Source organism: Gardnerella sp. 2492, from assembly GCF_050320365.1.
GTDB lineage: Bacteria > Actinomycetota > Actinomycetes > Actinomycetales > Bifidobacteriaceae > Bifidobacterium.
In genome coordinates this window covers 297872-314871 of record NZ_CP186952.1, presented here as the reverse complement: position 1 = coordinate 314871, position 17000 = coordinate 297872, and the positions used below count along the sequence as shown (strand labels likewise).

The 17000-nt window shown below is 40.4% G+C and carries 16 protein-coding genes and 1 tRNA gene; 15 read left to right on the top strand and 2 right to left on the bottom strand.

Annotated elements, in window-relative coordinates:
• Nucleotides 1–61 precede the first annotated feature (61 nt).
• The 5 genes from pflA to ACPFYS_RS01195 all read left to right on the top strand — a co-directional run bounded on the left by pflA (nucleotide 62) and on the right by ACPFYS_RS01195 (nucleotide 5924).
• Complete coding sequence (gene pflA / locus ACPFYS_RS01215) at nucleotides 62–943, top strand: pyruvate formate-lyase-activating protein (protein WP_427877107.1); 882 nt, start codon at nucleotides 62–64, stop codon at nucleotides 941–943.
• A gap of 124 nt (nucleotides 944–1067) precedes the next feature.
• On the top strand, nucleotides 1068–1445 hold the full coding sequence (locus ACPFYS_RS01210; protein WP_427877105.1) for a hypothetical protein: 378 nt from the start codon (nucleotides 1068–1070) through the stop codon (nucleotides 1443–1445).
• 161 nt (nucleotides 1446–1606) lie between these two features.
• Nucleotides 1607–2992, top strand: coding sequence for an HRDC domain-containing protein (locus ACPFYS_RS01205; RefSeq protein ID WP_427877103.1), 1386 nt, complete (start codon nucleotides 1607–1609; stop codon nucleotides 2990–2992).
• Between the two features lie 52 nt (nucleotides 2993–3044).
• The gene (gene tig, locus ACPFYS_RS01200; RefSeq protein ID WP_427877102.1) at nucleotides 3045–4397 is read left to right on the top strand and encodes a trigger factor; all 1353 of its coding nucleotides are present in this window, start codon (nucleotides 3045–3047) and stop codon (nucleotides 4395–4397) included.
• 129 nt (nucleotides 4398–4526) lie between these two features.
• A complete protein-coding gene (locus tag ACPFYS_RS01195; RefSeq protein ID WP_427877101.1) occupies nucleotides 4527–5924 on the top strand; it encodes a chloride channel protein in 1398 nt (465 codons plus the stop codon).
• A gap of 110 nt (nucleotides 5925–6034) precedes the next feature.
• Here the strand turns inward: ACPFYS_RS01195 and ACPFYS_RS01190 are convergent, their stop codons facing one another.
• On the bottom strand, nucleotides 6035–7057 hold the full coding sequence (locus ACPFYS_RS01190; protein WP_427877099.1) for a hypothetical protein: 1023 nt from the start codon (nucleotides 7055–7057) through the stop codon (nucleotides 6035–6037).
• 217 nt (nucleotides 7058–7274) lie between these two features.
• On the opposite strand from ACPFYS_RS01190, the gene ACPFYS_RS01185 reads away from it, so the two are divergent.
• The 5 genes from ACPFYS_RS01185 to ACPFYS_RS01165 all read left to right on the top strand — a co-directional run bounded on the left by ACPFYS_RS01185 (nucleotide 7275) and on the right by ACPFYS_RS01165 (nucleotide 11069).
• Nucleotides 7275–7886, top strand: a complete 612-nt coding sequence (locus ACPFYS_RS01185; protein ID WP_427877097.1) for an ATP-dependent Clp protease proteolytic subunit — start codon at nucleotides 7275–7277, stop codon at nucleotides 7884–7886.
• Nucleotides 7887–7891: 5 nt separating this feature from the next.
• Complete coding sequence (locus ACPFYS_RS01180; RefSeq protein WP_427877096.1) at nucleotides 7892–8566, top strand: ATP-dependent Clp protease proteolytic subunit; 675 nt, start codon at nucleotides 7892–7894, stop codon at nucleotides 8564–8566.
• Between the two features lie 153 nt (nucleotides 8567–8719).
• A tRNA-Arg gene (locus ACPFYS_RS01175) sits at nucleotides 8720–8793 on the top strand.
• A gap of 130 nt (nucleotides 8794–8923) precedes the next feature.
• Nucleotides 8924–10183 (top strand): Na+/H+ antiporter NhaA, encoded by a 1260-nt coding sequence (locus ACPFYS_RS01170; protein WP_427877094.1) that lies wholly within the window; start codon nucleotides 8924–8926, stop codon nucleotides 10181–10183.
• Between the two features lie 34 nt (nucleotides 10184–10217).
• Nucleotides 10218–11069: a TIGR00730 family Rossman fold protein gene (locus tag ACPFYS_RS01165; RefSeq protein WP_427877092.1), complete on the top strand. Its 852-nt coding sequence runs from the start codon at nucleotides 10218–10220 to the stop codon at nucleotides 11067–11069.
• A 10-nt stretch (nucleotides 11070–11079) separates the two neighbouring features.
• Here the strand turns inward: ACPFYS_RS01165 and ACPFYS_RS01160 are convergent, their stop codons facing one another.
• Nucleotides 11080–12282: a succinate dehydrogenase/fumarate reductase iron-sulfur subunit gene (locus ACPFYS_RS01160; RefSeq protein WP_427877090.1), complete on the bottom strand. Its 1203-nt coding sequence runs from the start codon at nucleotides 12280–12282 to the stop codon at nucleotides 11080–11082.
• A gap of 98 nt (nucleotides 12283–12380) precedes the next feature.
• On the opposite strand from ACPFYS_RS01160, the gene ACPFYS_RS01155 reads away from it, so the two are divergent.
• The 5 genes from ACPFYS_RS01155 (at nucleotide 12381) to ACPFYS_RS01135 (ending at nucleotide 16977) form a co-directional block, all read left to right on the top strand.
• Nucleotides 12381–13178, top strand: coding sequence for a 16S rRNA (uracil(1498)-N(3))-methyltransferase (locus ACPFYS_RS01155; RefSeq protein ID WP_427877088.1), 798 nt, complete (start codon nucleotides 12381–12383; stop codon nucleotides 13176–13178).
• 90 nt (nucleotides 13179–13268) lie between these two features.
• Nucleotides 13269–13631 (top strand): histidine triad nucleotide-binding protein, encoded by a 363-nt coding sequence (locus ACPFYS_RS01150; protein WP_427877086.1) that lies wholly within the window; start codon nucleotides 13269–13271, stop codon nucleotides 13629–13631.
• Nucleotides 13632–13634: 3 nt separating this feature from the next.
• Nucleotides 13635–14861: a PhoH family protein gene (locus ACPFYS_RS01145; protein WP_427877085.1), complete on the top strand. Its 1227-nt coding sequence runs from the start codon at nucleotides 13635–13637 to the stop codon at nucleotides 14859–14861.
• A gap of 2 nt (nucleotides 14862–14863) precedes the next feature.
• The gene (ybeY, locus tag ACPFYS_RS01140; protein WP_427877083.1) at nucleotides 14864–15430 is read left to right on the top strand and encodes an rRNA maturation RNase YbeY; all 567 of its coding nucleotides are present in this window, start codon (nucleotides 14864–14866) and stop codon (nucleotides 15428–15430) included.
• A gap of 116 nt (nucleotides 15431–15546) precedes the next feature.
• Nucleotides 15547–16977: a hemolysin family protein gene (locus ACPFYS_RS01135; RefSeq protein WP_427896787.1), complete on the top strand. Its 1431-nt coding sequence runs from the start codon at nucleotides 15547–15549 to the stop codon at nucleotides 16975–16977.
• Nucleotides 16978–17000 lie beyond the last annotated feature (23 nt).

Genomic DNA, 17000 nt, shown 5'->3' with positions numbered 1-17000 from the left:
GTGAGGTTGTTTCGCTCCCGGCTTTTGTTCATTGTTCATACATAGTTTGGAGGGCAGTTAGATGGCTGAAAATGCAGCATTCCGTACTACAACTCAACATATGTTGAAGGAGTCAAAAGAGTATGCTCGCCAAACTTTAATGGGTGGTCTTTCCGGCTTTGAATCTCCAATTGGGTTAGATCGTAAAGATCGCCTTGTTGCTCTTAAAACAGGCGATATTGGGTTCGTACACTCTTGGGATATTAACACTTCTGTTGATGGTCCTGGCACTCGTATGACTGTTTTTATGAGCGGTTGTCCGCTTCGCTGCCAGTACTGCCAAAATCCTGATACTTGGAAAATGCGCGACGGAAAGCCAGTCTACTTAGATGCGATGATTAAAAAAGTAGATCGTTATCAAAGTCTTTTTAAAGCAACGGGCGGCGGAATTACTTTTTCTGGCGGAGAATCAATGATGCAGCCGGCTTTTGTATCTAGAGTTTTTCGTGCTGCAAAAGAAATGGGCGTGCATACTTGCTTAGATACTTCGGGCTTTTTGAATCGCAATTACACTGACGAAATGATTGAAGACATTGATCTTTGCCTTCTTGACGTTAAATCAGGCACTGAAGAAACGTATAAAAAAGTTACCGGCGGCTTGCTTCAGCCAACTATTGACTTTGGTCAACGCTTAGCAAAAGCTGGTAAGAAGATTTGGGTGCGTTTTGTGCTCGTTCCAGGTTTGACATCCAGCGAAGAAAATGTTGAAAAAGTTGCCGAAATTTGCGATTCGTTTGGTGATGCTGTTGAGCATATTGACGTGCTTGGATTCCATCAACTAGGCCGCCCAAAGTGGCATGAGCTTCGAATTCCATACCCACTTGAGAATCAAAAAGGACCTTCTAGAGCACTTAAAGAGCGAGTTGTAAACCAGTTCAAAGACCACGGTTTTGTAGTGTATTAGACTGCGTTTAAATTGCGTCAAAAATGTAACTATAATTTAGGTAATTTTTGCGTATTGTATTGTTTTTTTTTTAAAAGGATTTTGTATAATTACACAAATACCCTTTTTAGAGAAAGGATACGCAATGAAGCGCAGAATAGGTTGTTGGATTGCATTAGCTTTTACGTTGGCACTGGCTATTTTTGTGCATTGTAACGATCGTTATGGATTCGATACAATGGTCATGATTATTTTTATTTTGCCAACGATTTTATTGATAGTAAATATTGTTGCTTCTTTTGACAAGAAGTTGCTTATTGAAGTGCCAATACTATCGATTGCGATAGTTGTTATTACAGAAATTGTTACTTTTTCAAAAACACACTTTTCGTTAGGTTTATATATTGGATACTGCATGCCAACATTTATAGTATCTGTAGTTGTGTTTTCTCTTACTCGATACCTTAAGACTAATCTTGTTACGCACTTAACTTACGAATTAGAAAACAATAAAACAGATTGATTATTTATTTTTTGATTAGTCGTAGTTGTGTGCGAAAGTTGAAGCCGTGTTAAAGCTTAAAAGCTTCTAACGCGGCTTAAATATTTTCTACAGAATATTCTGCAGAAAACTGTAGAATAATATGCAATAATTTGGCTAAAGCGTACAATCAGGAGGCATTCTTGAACGAGGAACCAAAGCTCTTAAAAGAGCCACGAGAAGGAGTTCCAGAAGTTATTGATACGCTTGAAGCATATAAAGATTATTGTAGTCTGTTGGCAGCCGGCTCCGGGCCTTTGGCTGCAGACGCTGAGAGAGCATCCGGTTTTAGATATGGTCACGAAGATTGGCTTATTCAATTCAAACGCAAAGGTGCAGGAATTGGATTGCTAGATCCAATAGCATTAGGAAAACTTGGCGTTGATTGGCATGAATTTAACGAAGCTGTAGGGGGTGCTCCTTGGATTATTCACGACTCTATACAAGATTTGCCAGGATTTTTCGATATTGGTTTACAGCCAAAAGCTTTATTTGATACTGAGATTGCAGCTAAATTACTTGGCAGAAAGCGCTTCGGTTTAAGTTCAGTAACAGAATATTATTTAGGATTGACTCTTGCAAAAGAACATTCTGCAGCAGACTGGTCTTACCGACCACTTCCTAGAGATTGGCGAAATTACGCTGCTTTAGACGTTGAATTGCTAATTGAATTAGAAGAAGCGATGCGTGCAGAATTACGCGCACAAGGAAAACTTTTATGGGCCGAAGAAGAATTTGCTCACTTATTGAAACAAGGAGCACAAAAGAAAGCTCCACACCCGCGACCATGGCTTAGAATATCGCATATTAGCGTACTTATGCACGATAGAGTTGGGTTAGTGATTGCAAAATCATTGTGGGAAGAAAGAGACAAATTAGCAAAAAAGTACGATATTGCGCCAACACTTTTGCTTTCAGATGCTGCAATTATAGAAGCAGGAAAACGTAAGCCTGGTAATGCAAAATCTTTCAGATCTATACGAATATTAAACGAAAGAGTACGCGTACATACAGGTGGGGAACAAGATAAAATGTTCGAACGTTACGCTCCAATTCAGCGCAAAATTCGACCGACAACTTGGAAACGTGTTATTGAAGATGCTATAGCAAAAGCAAAAAAAGGCGAAAATGCTATGGTAATCAAAGAAGATAACAGTTCAGACGAAGATAGTGATATTTCTCATACGTATTTTCATGATCAAAATGGCTATGAGCAAATTAGCTCTGACCAGAGTAATCAAGATCAAGATGTTTTAGATAAGCAGAGTGCTCCTAGATCTATGAAATATTGGAAAGAGCATCACCCTAAACGTTACGAATGCTTACAGAGAGTAAAAGACACACTAAATCAGATTTCTGAAGACACTCATACTCCTGCAGAAATCATCATAAAACCGCAGATTATTCGTAATCTTTGCTGGCATGATGATGTGCAACATATTGATGTTCAAACATTCTTAAGTGAGCAAGGCGCTCGCGAATGGCAAACTCGATTGATAACTGAGTCCGTAACTCGCGCTATCATGTAACGGTTGTGCCATATGGCAGAAGCTAGAAAACGTAATTTCAGGAGCATGAAGCGTGAAAATCAGCGTCAGGAATCTTGAGCCAACTAAAGTTAAGCTCACCATTACCGCAGATCTCGAAGATTTTGAGCCATTCTTAGACGAGGCTCGTAAAGAGATTGCGAAGCAGATTAATGTCCCAGGTTTCCGTAAGGGACATGTGCCAGCAAAAGTTGTAGATAGGCGAGTTGGCTTCGGTGCTGTTGCCGGAGAAGCTTTGAATTCTGCTGTACCAGAGCTTTATTCTAAGGCTTTGGAAGAGAAGAAGATTCGCCCAATGGATCAGCCAGAATTTGATGTTCAGGAAGTTCCAGAATCTGCAGAAGATGAAATTAAGCTCAAGTTTGTTGCAACTGTTGAGCGTCGTCCAGAGTTTAAGCTCAACAAGTTCAAGGGCGTTGAGATTGAGGTTGAGAAGCCAGAAGTAACCGATGCTGATGTTGATGCCAGACTTGAAGCTTTGCGTCAGCGTTTCAGCACGCTTGTTGGTGTTGATCGTCCTGCTAAGAATGGCGATTTTGCCAATATTGATTTGGAAGCTCGCATCGATGATGAAGTTGTCGACTCCCAGGAAGGTGTGAGCTACGAGCTTGGCTCTAACACCATGCTTGACGGTTTGGATGAGGCTTTGGATGGTCTTTCTGCCGGCGAAGAAACAACTTTCGAAGGAACTTTGGAAGCTGGAAAGCATAAGGGTGAGAAGGCTCAGGTTAAGGTAAAGGTTAATTCCGTAAAGGCTAAGGAATTGCCAGAGCTTAATGATGACTTCGCTCAGGAAGCTTCTGAGTTTGATACTTTGGATGAGCTTAAGGCTGATGTTCGTAAGATTTGCGAACAGTCCAATGAAGGTCGTCAGGCTACTATTGCTCGCGATGCTTTTATTGCAAAGATTCAGGAAGAAGTTGAAATTCCTGTACCAAAGGGCGTTATGGAGAAGGCTGTTGCCGAACACTTGAAGGGCATGACTCCAGATCCAGAAAAGGCCACTGACGAGCAGAAGGAAGAGGCTGCAAAAGCTGCTGAAAAGGAAATTCGTGACCAGATGGTTCTCGATGCTTTAGCTGAGCAGTTGGATGTTGAAGTGTCTCATTCCGACGTTTCTAACTTCCTTGTTTCTGTAGCACAGCAGTACGGCATGGATCCAAGCCAGTTTATTAACGCAATTGTGAACAATGGACAGCTTGGTTCTGCAGTTCAGGAAGTAGCTCGTTCTAAGGGCTTAATCGCTGGTATGCGTGCAGTAAAGTTTGTTGCTGGCGGCGAAACCATCGACTTGAGCGCTTTCTTAACTGAAGAAGATGATTCTGAAGAAGAAAGCGTAAAGGCTGCTACTAAGGCTGCTGAAGTCGCAGACGAACTTTCAAAGTAAGATAAGTTTTAATACTTTCTAATATTTGTTTGTAAGAAACCCAGGGCTTATGCTCTGGGTTTCTTGCGTTTTATTGTTATGCTTTAAGTAGAAATATAAAAGCAAATACAATAAGGAAGGCTGCTGCTAATGAAAAAGCACAATTTGCAAGTAGTAAGCGGTAAACAACCTAGTAAGTGTTTGTATTATTCTGTGCAATGTTTGCGATTAGGTTTTCTTGCTTTTCTTTCTGCAGTTGTCGCTGGTTTTTGTGCAGTAATATTAACGTTATTGCTGCATTTTATACAGAGTGTAGCTTTTGGAACTTATGAATCTGCTTCGAAGCCTTCGCCAGTTGGATTATCAATATTTCACTATGTCTCTATTCCACTAATAGCTATGATTATTGCTGCTAGTATATGGATGTGGTTATGGGGAAAATCTTCGAATCGTATTGTTGATATAGCTCATGCTGTTCGTGGTCGAATAATGTCATGGCATACAACAATTATCCATGTATTCTTGCAAATTCTTATTGTTTCTTCTGGGGCAAGTTTAGGTAGGGAAGTTGCTCCTCGCGAATTAGCAGCAATGCTTACTCAGAAATTGCTTCGTGTGTTTCGTATTAATGAATTTCAATCTTGCATTTTGGTAGCAAGTGCCGCTGGAGCTGGTTTAGCAGGAGTTTATCGCTCGCCAATTGCAGGTGCGATTATGGCATTAGGCTTGGTTCAAATTCCACGCTTTGCACATGAGTCACAATCATCATTGAAACGTTCGAAATGGTATTGGCTTATACAAAAATTTGGTATTTTTGTTATTGCATTATTTATGAGTGAAATTGCTTCCTTCACTAGCGTTTTGGCTCTTGGAAATGAATCATACTATTGTCTTCCATGTCTTGATGATATTGACGTTATAAATATGCCGGTAATGTTTCTTGCAATTATTGTTGGTTTTATTTGTGGCATTGTAGGAACTTTTTTTAATAAGTTAATTCGTTGGGCGCGTTCCAATAGTGCGCATAATTACAAAATTTTGTATCTTTTGCCAATAGTTGGTTTTATAACAGGATTAATAGCGGCGTGGAATTCAGCAATTATGGGTAACGGTCGCGCTTTAGCACAGTACGCTTATAATGCTGCGAGAAATAATATTTCGATTGACAAGAGTGTGCTTATAACTTTGACGCTGCTTGCTTTTGTAAAAATTCTTTTAACAAGTTGTACTCTACGAGCTGGAGCAAGTGGTGGTGTGCTTCAGCCTAGTATGTCATCGGGTGCTAGTTTTGGTTTGATTGTGGGCGTTTTTAGTATGAAATTTCCGATGATCGGTAGCATATTATCAAGTCAGCCTAAAATATTGGTAATTGCTGCTATTTTTGGTGCCGCTAGTTTACTGACTGCAAGTCGAAAATCTTTATGGTTTGCTCTTTTTTTGGTAGCGCAATTAGTGAATGTTCCGCTTATTATGATTATTCCGATGACTGTTTCTTGTGCTGTTTCGCGAAGTGTAACGATGCTGTCCACAATTTTTAGTCGCAAATAATATTTTCTTTAGTATAGAAATTTAGTAGAGAAATTTATCTGCTAATAATAATGCGCCTCTGCTTTGTTTTGAGTAAGCAAAGGCGCATTTACTATATGTTAGTCTGATCGTTAATTAATAGTGAAATCTTTACTTGCGATAATAGAACCATCATCGTTCATGAATGTGAAGTTTAAGTGTACTGGAGCAATTATTTTACTCTTAACGTCACTAACTGATGATTCTGACATGAAACCTAAGGAATTTGTACTTGCTTCTTGAAGTCCTATTCTCATTGCTGAAACTTGCATGTCAGATATGTGCTCTTTGAATTTTGCGTTTACATTGAGCTGATCACCTTTGGCATCAAATGTTACAATGAACGGTGTGTTGCTATTTTCTAGTCCATTTTTGAATTTTTCAATTTTTGCTGGGTGGCAATGCATGTACTCTTCAATGTTTGCACTTTTTTCTGCAGAGCAATTGTAATGTGGTGTAGAAGGTGTGGAATGATTAGTCATTACTTTGTAACCGCCGAAGGCCGCTACTGCAACAACTACCACCACTGAAATAATAATCCAAATATTTCTAGTAGTGTTAGTGACTACATTTGCAGCATTTGAAAAAGCGTTTGTAGGCTGCTGAGTATTCTGATATGAGCTTGGCTGGTATGAGCTTGGTTGATAACTGTTTGGCTGATAGGTATTGGCTGGCTGGTAACCGTTGTTTTGGTAACCGTTGCTAGGCTGATAGTTGTTGGTTGGCTGGTAACCGTTATTTTGATAGTTGGTTGGCTGATAGCCGCCATTGGTTGGCTGGTAGCTGTTATTTGGTTGATACCCGTTGTTTTGATACCCGTTGTTTTGGTAACCGTTGCCAGACTGATAGTTGTTGGTTGGCTGGTAATTGTTGTTTTGGTAGTCGTTTGTTGGTTGATAGTTATTGACTGGCTGATAGCCGTCATTTTGATAGTTGGTTGGCTGATAGCTTCCGTTGTTCTGTTGATATCCGTTATCTTGTTGATATCCGTTATCCTGCTGGTACCCATTGTTTTGGTAGCCGTTGCTAGGTTGGTAGTTATTGTCTGGCTGGTACCCATTATTTTGCGCATCGTCAGGCGAGTAATTGTTGTTTGGCAATTGATTAGAGTCCATGACCACTCCTCTACATGAATTTACATTCACTAAAAATATACTAAACATTGAATACTAGTGCAAAATATTAAGTAACAAAATATATGTGATTAAAATAAATCAGAATGTAGAAATTTGTTGTAAAACATTGCGCTTATTTAATACTTACGATATTTTCTATACAGTCACGCGCACACGATAGTCTTATAAATACTTGAGTTTATGGTAAGGAGATAATGTGACCGAACTGTTTACAGCTTCTCCTGTTATGCAACAGGATGAGGTAGCATCCCCGACGGATCCGATTTTTCACCAGCTGTTGAAGAGCCGAATCATATGGTTGGGTTCTGAGGTTAGAGATGAGAATGCAAATATTATTTGCGCTCAAATGCTAAAACTTGCTGCAGAAGATCCTAAGAAGGATATTTGGCTTTATATTAATTCGCCAGGTGGCTCTATTACTGCAGGAATGGCAATTTACGACACTATGCAGCTTATTGAGCCTGATGTTGCAACTATTGCTGTAGGTATGGCTGCTTCTATGGGTCAGTTCCTTCTTAGTTCTGGAACGCCAGGAAAGCGTTTTATTACTTCACATGCTCGCGTGCTTATGCATCAGCCTTCAGGTGGTGTTGGTGGAACTGCTACAGATGTTCGCATTAACGCCGAGTTGATCATGGACATGAAAAAGACTTTGGCAGAGCTTACTGCACAGCAAACTGGGCATACTGTGGAAGAGATTTACCGTGATAATGAATACGATCACTGGTTTACAGCTAAGCAGGCTTTGGAATATGGTTTTGTAGATAAAATCGTAACAACCCCTGCTTCTATGCGCGGCGAGGAGTGAGATTTATGGCAAGTGAAGAAGCAAAGTTTGTTAATCGTGCTGAGCGTCTCGCTGGTTTTGGTGGGGTTAGTGCAGCTCAGCGTATTACTAATCGTTACGTTTTGCCACAGTTTGGTGAACAAACTCCGTATGGTATGAAAACGCAAGATCCTTATACCAAACTTTTTGAAGATCGTATTATTTTCATGGGCGTGCAAGTTGACGACACTTCCGCTGATGACATTATGGCTCAGTTGCTTGTGTTAGAAAGCATGGATCCTAGCAGAGATGTAATGATGTACATTAATTCTCCTGGTGGTTCCATGACTGCTATGACTGCAATTTACGACACAATGCAGTATATTAAGCCTGATGTTCAAACCGTATGTCTTGGTCAAGCTGCTTCAGCTGCTGCAATTTTGTTGGCATCTGGTGCTGCTGGTAAGCGTATGATTCTTCCAAACGCTCGTGTTCTAATACATCAACCTGCTATGGGTCAAGATTTTGGTAAAGCAACAGAAATTGAGCTTCAAGCAAAAGAAATGCTTCGTTTGCGCGAATGGTTAGAAGCAACTCTTGCAAAGCACACAGGTCAAGATATTGAACGTATTCGTAAAGATATTGAAGTAGATACTATTTTGACTGCTACTCAAGCAAAAGATTACGGAATGGTAGATGAAGTTCTTGAGCATCGCTCATAGAAGTAATCAACTTTATTACAAAATATTTTTGTAAAATGCGTTAATATTAAGCAAACCCCGGTCGACACGCCGGGGTTTGTGTTTTACTTGATATGGTTGTATATTAGTCAAGTTGCCGAAAACAAGGACAAGTTCCTTGGAGTCGGAAAACATGCGCCAGTAGCCCAACGGATTAGAGCATCTGACTACGGATCAGAAGGTTGCAGGTTCGAATCCTGTCTGGCGCACAAATTAATCGCGGTGCGTTTGTGCCGCGATTTTTTTATTCTCATATTCCTAACTCGCTCAGTTTATACCTCTCAGCTATACTAAAAATATAAAGTTAGTTTTTCCAGGGTAGAGGGGAATAATTTCGAAATGATAAAACGCGGTTGGAGTATTGCGCGAAAAATTGCTAATAATGAGCGTGTATCTGGCCTTATAATGTTAGGTTTCGCGTTAACTGGTTTACTTCTCGCGAATATTCCTTTAACTGCGCCAATTTTCGAAGCAGTATCTCATACTCAACTAGGTATTCCTTGGACTAATATCCACATGTCGATTGGTCATTGGGTTCAAGATGGTGTTTTAACTGTTTTCTTCCTTTCAGTTGGCTTGGACTTAAAGCATGAGCTTATTGCTGGTTCTCTTTCCGATCCTCGCGCTGCTGCAATGCCAATGATTTGCGCAGTTGGTGGAATGATTGTTCCTCCTATTCTTTTTATTGCCACTGTTACCGTGTTTTCTGAGCTTCACGCAGGACAGGAGATTATGCGTCTTACTTCAGGAGCTCTTCCATCCTTAAGCATGGTTCGTGACGGTTGGGCTGTTCCTACAGCAACAGATATTGCTTTCTCTCTCGCTGTGCTTGCTTTGTTTGCTAAAACTTTGCCGCACGCTTTGCGAGCATTTTTGATGACTCTTGCTACCGTCGATGATTTGCTTGGAATTGCTCTTATAGCTGTTCTTTTCTCGTCACTAAACGCATGGTATTGGTTTGCTGGAGTAATTATTTGCGGACTTGTTTGGACTACTTTAGTTCGTTTGAAAAAAGTTCCGTGGTTGCTTGTTGCTTTAGTCGGAATTATGGCTTGGGTGATGATGTATGAGGCTGGTTTGCATCCGACTTTAGCTGGAGTGATGGTAGGTCTTCTTACGCCTGCTCATTTAGTGCATGGTGAGAAGAGTTTGCGCGCTGAACGATATCGTGAGAAAATTCAGCCTATTTCTGCTTTAGTGGCACTACCTATTTTTGCGTTATTTGCTACAGGAGTACATTTCGAAACGTTGACTTGGGAATTATTCCTGTCTCCAATTTTGATCGCAATTACAATAGCTTTAGTTATAGGTAAACCGCTTGGAATTATGATTACAGCATGGTTTTCTAAACGTATTCTTGGGCTTAAAGTTCCTGACGATCTGAGAGTTAGAGATCTTCTGCCAACTGCGTGCGCTTGCGGAATCGGCTTTACTGTATCTTTGCTAATCGCATCTCTTGCATATAGTGACGCGGATCTGTCTGCTGAAGCTCGTTTTGGAGTATTGGTAGCATCTATTGTTGCTGCTGGAGTTTCAGGTTTTATGCTTGCTCGTCAATCTCGACACATGGAAGAAGAGCTTGACGATGATGAGGATTAATAATACCTTGTAACTATTTTAGGTGAGGAAAATAATGTGCGAAAAAAGTAAACCGGAAGAATTTAATGAAGATTTTGTTAATAAATACGATGTTCTAAATTCTTCACAAATAAACGACGCATATTATACGAATGTTTATTATCAGGGGCCTGTAATGATGAGAGGCTCTATGATACCTAAGAAAAGTACTACAGAAAATCTACTTTCGCATGGTAAACACGATTTAGAAGATACTTCAGATAATCATTCTAAAGCATGTAATTGTGATGCGTGGCGCAGTTCTGACGCGTGGAGAACATTGCGTATTCAAGCAGAATTTGTTGACGGTTTTGATGCTCTTGCAAAATTAGGACCAGCAGTTAGCGTGTTTGGATCTGCGAGAATTAAAAGCGAAGATAAAGAGTATTCTGATGCACGAATTATGGGTTCAGAACTTGTTAAGCGTGGTTTTGCTGTTATTACAGGCGGAGGGCCTGGAATTATGGAAGCTGCTAACCGTGGTGCTGCTGAGTCTGGTGGAACTTCAGTTGGTCTTGGTATTGAGCTTCCTAAAGAGCAGGGATTAAATAAGTGGGTTAATCTCGGAATGCAGTTCCGCTATTTCTTCGTAAGAAAAACAATGTTCATGAAGTATTCTTGTGGAATTATTGTATGCCCAGGCGGTTTTGGAACAATGGACGAAATGTTTGAAGCGCTAACGCTTGTACAAACTCATAAAGTTTCGCGCATTCCTGTTGTTCTTTTCGGCACTGAATACTGGAAGGGTCTTGTTGATTGGTTGCAAAATACTGTAACTGTGCGAGGAATGATTTCTTCAATCGATCCTAATTTGTTTGCTATAACTGACGATCCTATAGAAGCAGTACGGATTGTGTCCGGAAGTTGAGTAGAGCATATTAATTTCTGCTTTTACGCTCGTTTATAAGCGTTGTGAGCTGCCAAATTTCCTCTCCAATGTCTATTCCTCGAGGACACTGTCTCGAACATGCTCTTACAGACTGGCAGGCACTAATGCCATCGCTGCTGTCTATTAAATCTAATCTATGATTTGTTGCAGTGTCGCGAGAGTCGTAAATAAAACGAGCAGCGTTAATCAAAGCAGCAGGACCAATAAAGGCTTCTCCGCCAGCGTAAATTGGACAAATAGCTTCACACGCTCCGCACATTATGCAGTTGCTTAAAAGCTCAAATTTTTGAAGCTGTTCAGGATTTTGCAAAAACTCAAGTAAAGTGAGTTTTCCATCAGAGTTTCGTGTAGTAATTTCAGCAGCTTTTAAGTACGGCTCTAAGCGTTTTATTTGCGAGATCATAGGAGAAATATCACATATAAGATCTCGCTGAACAACAAACCCAGAAAGTGGAGAAATTTCAATAATACCAAGATTATTGCCATCGTCTGAACAATCTTGCGAATCTTGCGAATCTTGCGAAATTTGCGAATTTACGTTCTGTAAAATTTTTCTTTCAGATAACGGCATTGAGCCAGTTTTTCTAAATCCTCTAGATTTAATACCAGACTCACTTTTGTGTCTTGCGTTCGCTCCAACAGTAGCACTACAAAGTAAAGTTGGCATTCCGTTAACATTAGCCGCATCTGAACCGCATACTCCGTGACCGCAAGAGTGTCGGAAAGCTAGAGTAGGATCGACTGTTCGTTTAATAGTAAGTAAGCAGTCTAAAATTGTGTCAGTTGTTTTAACAGAGATAGTGTAATCTTGTACCCAATGCTTTCCAGGCATTTTTTGGATTTTAAAATTAGAAGTGTCTGCTGTGTCAGTAGCTTGTGAATTTTTTTCGTTTTCCTCACTACTTTCTTCGCAACTATCCTCGTTTTTCTTATCTAACTTACCAAAAGGATTACTGCGAGATTTTCTGTCTCTAAAAGGGGAGGAAGATTTTTTAGCAAAAGGACTAGTGTGAGTACGTCTAATAAGCCCAGTGGTTGACTCTTCAGAATTGCAACTACTTGTGTTGTCTGTAGCGTCTGAAGTAGGAATATCTAAACTGTCTACGGGAGAAAATCGAGATATGCGCAATGTGACGATAGTATCCGCATCACTATTTTGATGCGAATTGCTGCCGTCTAAATTAAAACTCATACCATTATTCCTTCCGTATACACTTTTATAGTTTGCCACAAGAGTTGCACAGAGAGCTAATAAGCTTATTGGCGGCTCCTCAGGTTAGTCTAAATACTATGACTGATGCTTTATTCCTACTGAATACTGACTGTGATAATGCTCCAGTGCTTGCTGAAGGGATTGAAGAGGGTTGGACTTTAACTCTTCCACCTCATGTTAAGCGTCACGCTATTGGCGCGATGAGATTGCAAGAAGGCGACACTTTACAGCTTTCAGACGGAAATGGTTTGCGTATTCACGCAACTGTAACAGATACAGAAAATGGTTTAGTAAAAGTAGATGCTTTTACTCGACAAGCTCGCACAAAAACTAGAATTGCTTTAGTACAAGCTTTAGCAAAAACAGGTCACGACGAGCAAGCTATAGACATGGCTACGCAAATCGGTGTTGACGAAGTAATCCCATGGTGTGCAGACAGGTCAATAGCAAAGTGGAAAGCAGGTCGTACAGATAAACGTTGGAAGCAGGTTTTACATGCTGCTACGGAACAGTCTCGCCGAGCTTTTGTGCCAGAGCTACAAGATTGCATGTCTAGTAAGCAGATTGTTGCTATATGCAGAAGAGCATGCGTTTATGGAAATCTTGTTGTAGTTCTTCATCAAGATGCTACAGACACTTGGAATAGTATTGAGGAATCAGTAAATGCGCTTACTGAGCGTTGTCTTGATGACGGCAAAGAGCGTACAGTGTACGTTTTAGTTGGCCCTGAAGGAGGCATAAGCGAGGATGAAGTTTCTATGTTCTTAGACGCTGGTGCGCACAGTTGTGTACTTGGAAGTAATATTTTACGAGCCTCAACAGCAGGTCCTGTAGCTATTTCACTACTTTCTAGAGCGTTAGGACGTTACGAATAAAAGACGCAGTTTTGTGTAAAATAGTACAGGAAGTGCGATTTGTGTTAAACGAAGAGCATTTAAGTATGAACCGTGTTATAAGGGGAGAAAATGAGTAATACAACATACCATACGGAAGCTGATTGCATTTTTTGTAAGATTATCGCGGGCGAAATCCCAAGCAGCCGCGTGTATGAAGACGATACTGTAGTTGCGTTTAATGATATTAATCCTCAAGCTAAAGTGCATGTTCTTATCGTTCCAAGAAATCACTATAAGAACGTTGCAGAACTTGCTAGTAAAGCTCCTGAAACTTTGGCTCATATTACTCAAGTTGCGCAGCATATTGCTGACGATGCTTTTAACGGAGATTACCGCCTAGTTTTTAATACCGGTTTAGGAGCAGGTCAAACCGTTTTCCACGTTCATGCGCATGTTCTTACCGGTGAAAAACTCGTAGAAGGTAGTTTGTAAATCGTGACAAATAGTACAACGCGAATTGTTCAAATTCCTGATGAACTAAGCTCAGTTGCTGTACTTGGTGCTGCAGACGCTGGTTTGAGAGAAGTAGAACATGCTTTTCCAGAAGTAGACATAACTGTTCGCGGTAAAAGCGTAAAAATAGTGTCACGTTCAGCAAAAATCGAGGAAGATGCTGCAAAAGCAGAGCATGCAATACGTCGTATGGTTGATGCCGCATATGATAAACCTATGGACGCTTACGAAGTGAAAAGAATGATTGAGCGGGATGTGCTTCACAATTCTGAACACAACGTTAGAGCCGCAAGTATAGGTCACGGCGGTGGAATTTTCGACAGTTCGTTTGCATACAGTGAAAGTAATGAATTTTCTTACGCAAGTAAAGACGTGCTAGCTTCAGACGAAGAAACTAATAGAAAAGTACTTAATCGCAAAGCGCGCATGAGTAAAGGTGTTATTACTTTTGCTGGAGGCATGCCAGTAAAGCCAAAAACAGCTGGTCAAACTGAGTACGTTCACGAAATCGACTCTCATGTAGTGACTTTCGCAATAGGTCCTGCAGGCACTGGAAAAACATATTTAGCAGTGGCAAAAGCAGTAAGAGCATTGGAAGATGGAAGAGTTCGTAGAATAGTGCTCACTCGTCCTGCTGTAGAGGCGGGAGAAAACTTAGGATTCTTGCCAGGAACTTTAAACGATAAAGTAGATCCGTATTTGCGCCCACTTTATGATGCACTTTCTGACATGTTAGGATCGTCTCAGCTTAAGAGATATTTAGATGAAAACGTTGTTGAAGTTGCTCCGCTTGCATACATGCGAGGCAGAACGCTAAATGATGCTTTTGTGATTTTAGATGAAGCTCAGAATGCTACAGTTCAACAGTTAAAAATGTTTCTTACTCGACTAGGTTTTAACACAACGATGGTTATTACAGGAGACAGTACGCAGGTTGATTTAGCTGTGCCTCGTTCCGGTTTAGTTTCTATCGAAAAAATTCTTGGCGATGTAAAAGATATTGCTTTCGTGCATTTGCAAGCTCAAGATGTTGTTCGTCACGCTTTGGTTGGAAGAATTGTAGAAGCATATGAGCGTTACGATGCTTTGATCGAAAGCAAAAAAATTGAAAGAAAAAAGCAAGCAAAAGCAGAAAATACTTTTCTCGCTCAAAATATTTCTAAAGAAAGCGCTAATGAAGAAACTTCTTACGAGAGGAATAATGAATAATCATGAGCGTTGAAGTCATGAACGAAACCGTTTGGAACATAGACCCTAAAATCTTCTCAGATTTAAGCATGTGGGTTATGCAACAGATGAAGGTCAGTACTCAATCTGATTTGTCTATAACTTTCGTAGATCCAGAGCCTATAGCCTGCTTGCATGAGCGCTGGATGAATTTGGAAGGCCCAACAGACGTAATGAGTTTTCCAATGGACGAACTTAGTCCTGGAAGTGATGAAAAAGTTTCAGAAGGAATGCTTGGTGATTTAGTAATTTGCCCGTGGGTTGCTGAACAGCAGGCGCTCGCAGCTGGACACAGCACTATTGAAGAAATGATGCTGCTCACTATTCATGGCATATTGCATTTGCTTGGATATGATCACACTTCTCAAGATGAGGAAAAGCAAATGTTTGGTTTGCAAAGACAGTTGTTGCTCACTTTCTTTGCTGCAAGATCTGGCGAATTGTGTGACGCAACTCTTCCGCAAGATGCTGTTAACGAGCTTGAAAGATACGATGCTGAGCATAAGGATGAATCGTATAAGTCAGATAAATCAACTGGCAAAAACAAGTAAGTAAATATTGGAAGTAAAAATCTTAAGTAAAAATCTTAAGTAGAAATCTTAAGTAGAAATCTTAAGTAGAAATTTTAAGTAAAGGCAACACTGAAGAAGGCAAAATTACGGTGAATATGAATACTATGAGTGCGGCAATTGGATTAAATTTTCCAACATTATCTGCTCATGTATGGGTTGGATTAGCTTTTCTTGCTGTGATTGCTGTTCTACTAGTGTGGCTTTCGCTAGCAATGGCAGCTGCTGAAGGTGCAATACCTAGAGTTACTAGAGCTAGTCTTAATAATTTAATGATTGAAGCGCAAACTAACGAGGCTGAAAGTAGCGCAATTGTTAGAATGCGAAAAATCGCAAGAATTCACAGAGTAAAAAAATTAATATCAGATCGTTACGTAACTTACGGTGCGTGCGCTTTCGTAAGAATAGTGTGCAATGTACTTGATGGTGTTGCTGTTGCTGCTATTGCTGCAACTCTTGAATCACCATTGTGGTTAACTTTACTTGTTGGACTTTTAGTTTCTGTACTAGTAGCAGTTATATCCGTATGCGTGCGTCCACGTTCCGTAGGTGCAGCGCAGCCTGTTGCAAAACTTATGAGACTTTCTAGAATAGTAGTTTTTGCAATAAGAATTTGTCCGTTTGCGCGCATAGGAAGCAGTTTGGATGATTCAACGAAGCGTAAGCGTACTGAACCTTCAGACGATGAAGCTTTGGAAGATATTCAGTTAGATCAAGCAAAAGCTAGTATTGATCGTTTGGTTGAAGCGAACGATTTTGATCCTGAAGTTTCGGAAATGATGCGTAATGTGCTTACGCTTTCAGATACTTTGACGCGAGAAATAATGGTTCCTCGAACCGATATGATTTGCGTAAAAAGTGACGAAACGCTGGAAAACTTCCTGAAATTGTGTTCTCGCTCAGGATTTTCTCGAGTACCTGTAATAGGAGATTCTGTTGATGATCTTAAAGGCGTAGCTTATCTTAAAGATGCTGTTCGTGCTACAGTATTTAATCCTGCAGCTTCCAGCAGAGCAGTTTCTACTATTATTCGAGATCCAATGTTGGTTCCTGAGTCTAAGCCTGTAGATGATCTATTCCACGAAATGCAGCGAATTCGTCAGCATGTGGCTGTGGTTGTTGACGAATATGGTGGCATTGCAGGTTTGGTTACGATTGAGGATGCTATTGAGCAGATTGTAGGCGAGTTGGAAGATGAGCATGATCGAACTCAACATGCAGATCCTGAAGAGGTAAGTGATGGCGTGTGGAAGATGCCAGCTCGAACTCCTATTGCAGAGTTGGAAAATATTTTTGAAGTTCATATTGACGAGGACGATGTTGATACCGTTTTCGGCTTATTAACTAAGCTATTAGGAAATGTGCCAATAGTAGGATCTAGTGCGGTTACTAGAGGACTTAAACTTACTGCTGTTGATTCTGCTGGAAGACGCAAGAAAGTCTCAACAATTCTCGTTGAAAGAGACGAAGAAGTTAAGGGTTTGAAAGAAAAATCTGCTGAGACTTCTGCAATCAGTAGCGAGAAGTAGACTTAGTAGAAGAGCTACTTGAA

Coding starts and splice junctions, on each gene's coding strand:
- pflA (WP_427877107.1), top strand. CDS start 62: ATGGCTGAAAATGCAGCATTCCGTACTACAACTCAACATATGTTGAAG.
- ACPFYS_RS01210 (WP_427877105.1), top strand. CDS start 1,068: ATGAAGCGCAGAATAGGTTGTTGGATTGCATTAGCTTTTACGTTGGCA.
- ACPFYS_RS01195 (WP_427877101.1), top strand. CDS start 4,527: ATGAAAAAGCACAATTTGCAAGTAGTAAGCGGTAAACAACCTAGTAAG.
- ACPFYS_RS01190 (WP_427877099.1), bottom strand. CDS start 7,057: ATGGACTCTAATCAATTGCCAAACAACAATTACTCGCCTGACGATGCG.
- ACPFYS_RS01180 (WP_427877096.1), top strand. CDS start 7,892: ATGGCAAGTGAAGAAGCAAAGTTTGTTAATCGTGCTGAGCGTCTCGCT.
- ACPFYS_RS01170 (WP_427877094.1), top strand. CDS start 8,924: ATGATAAAACGCGGTTGGAGTATTGCGCGAAAAATTGCTAATAATGAG.
- ACPFYS_RS01165 (WP_427877092.1), top strand. CDS start 10,218: ATGTGCGAAAAAAGTAAACCGGAAGAATTTAATGAAGATTTTGTTAAT.
- ACPFYS_RS01160 (WP_427877090.1), bottom strand. CDS start 12,282: ATGAGTTTTAATTTAGACGGCAGCAATTCGCATCAAAATAGTGATGCG.
- ACPFYS_RS01155 (WP_427877088.1), top strand. CDS start 12,381: ATGACTGATGCTTTATTCCTACTGAATACTGACTGTGATAATGCTCCA.
- ACPFYS_RS01150 (WP_427877086.1), top strand. CDS start 13,269: ATGAGTAATACAACATACCATACGGAAGCTGATTGCATTTTTTGTAAG.
- ybeY (WP_427877083.1), top strand. CDS start 14,864: ATGAGCGTTGAAGTCATGAACGAAACCGTTTGGAACATAGACCCTAAA.
- ACPFYS_RS01135 (WP_427896787.1), top strand. CDS start 15,547: ATGAATACTATGAGTGCGGCAATTGGATTAAATTTTCCAACATTATCT.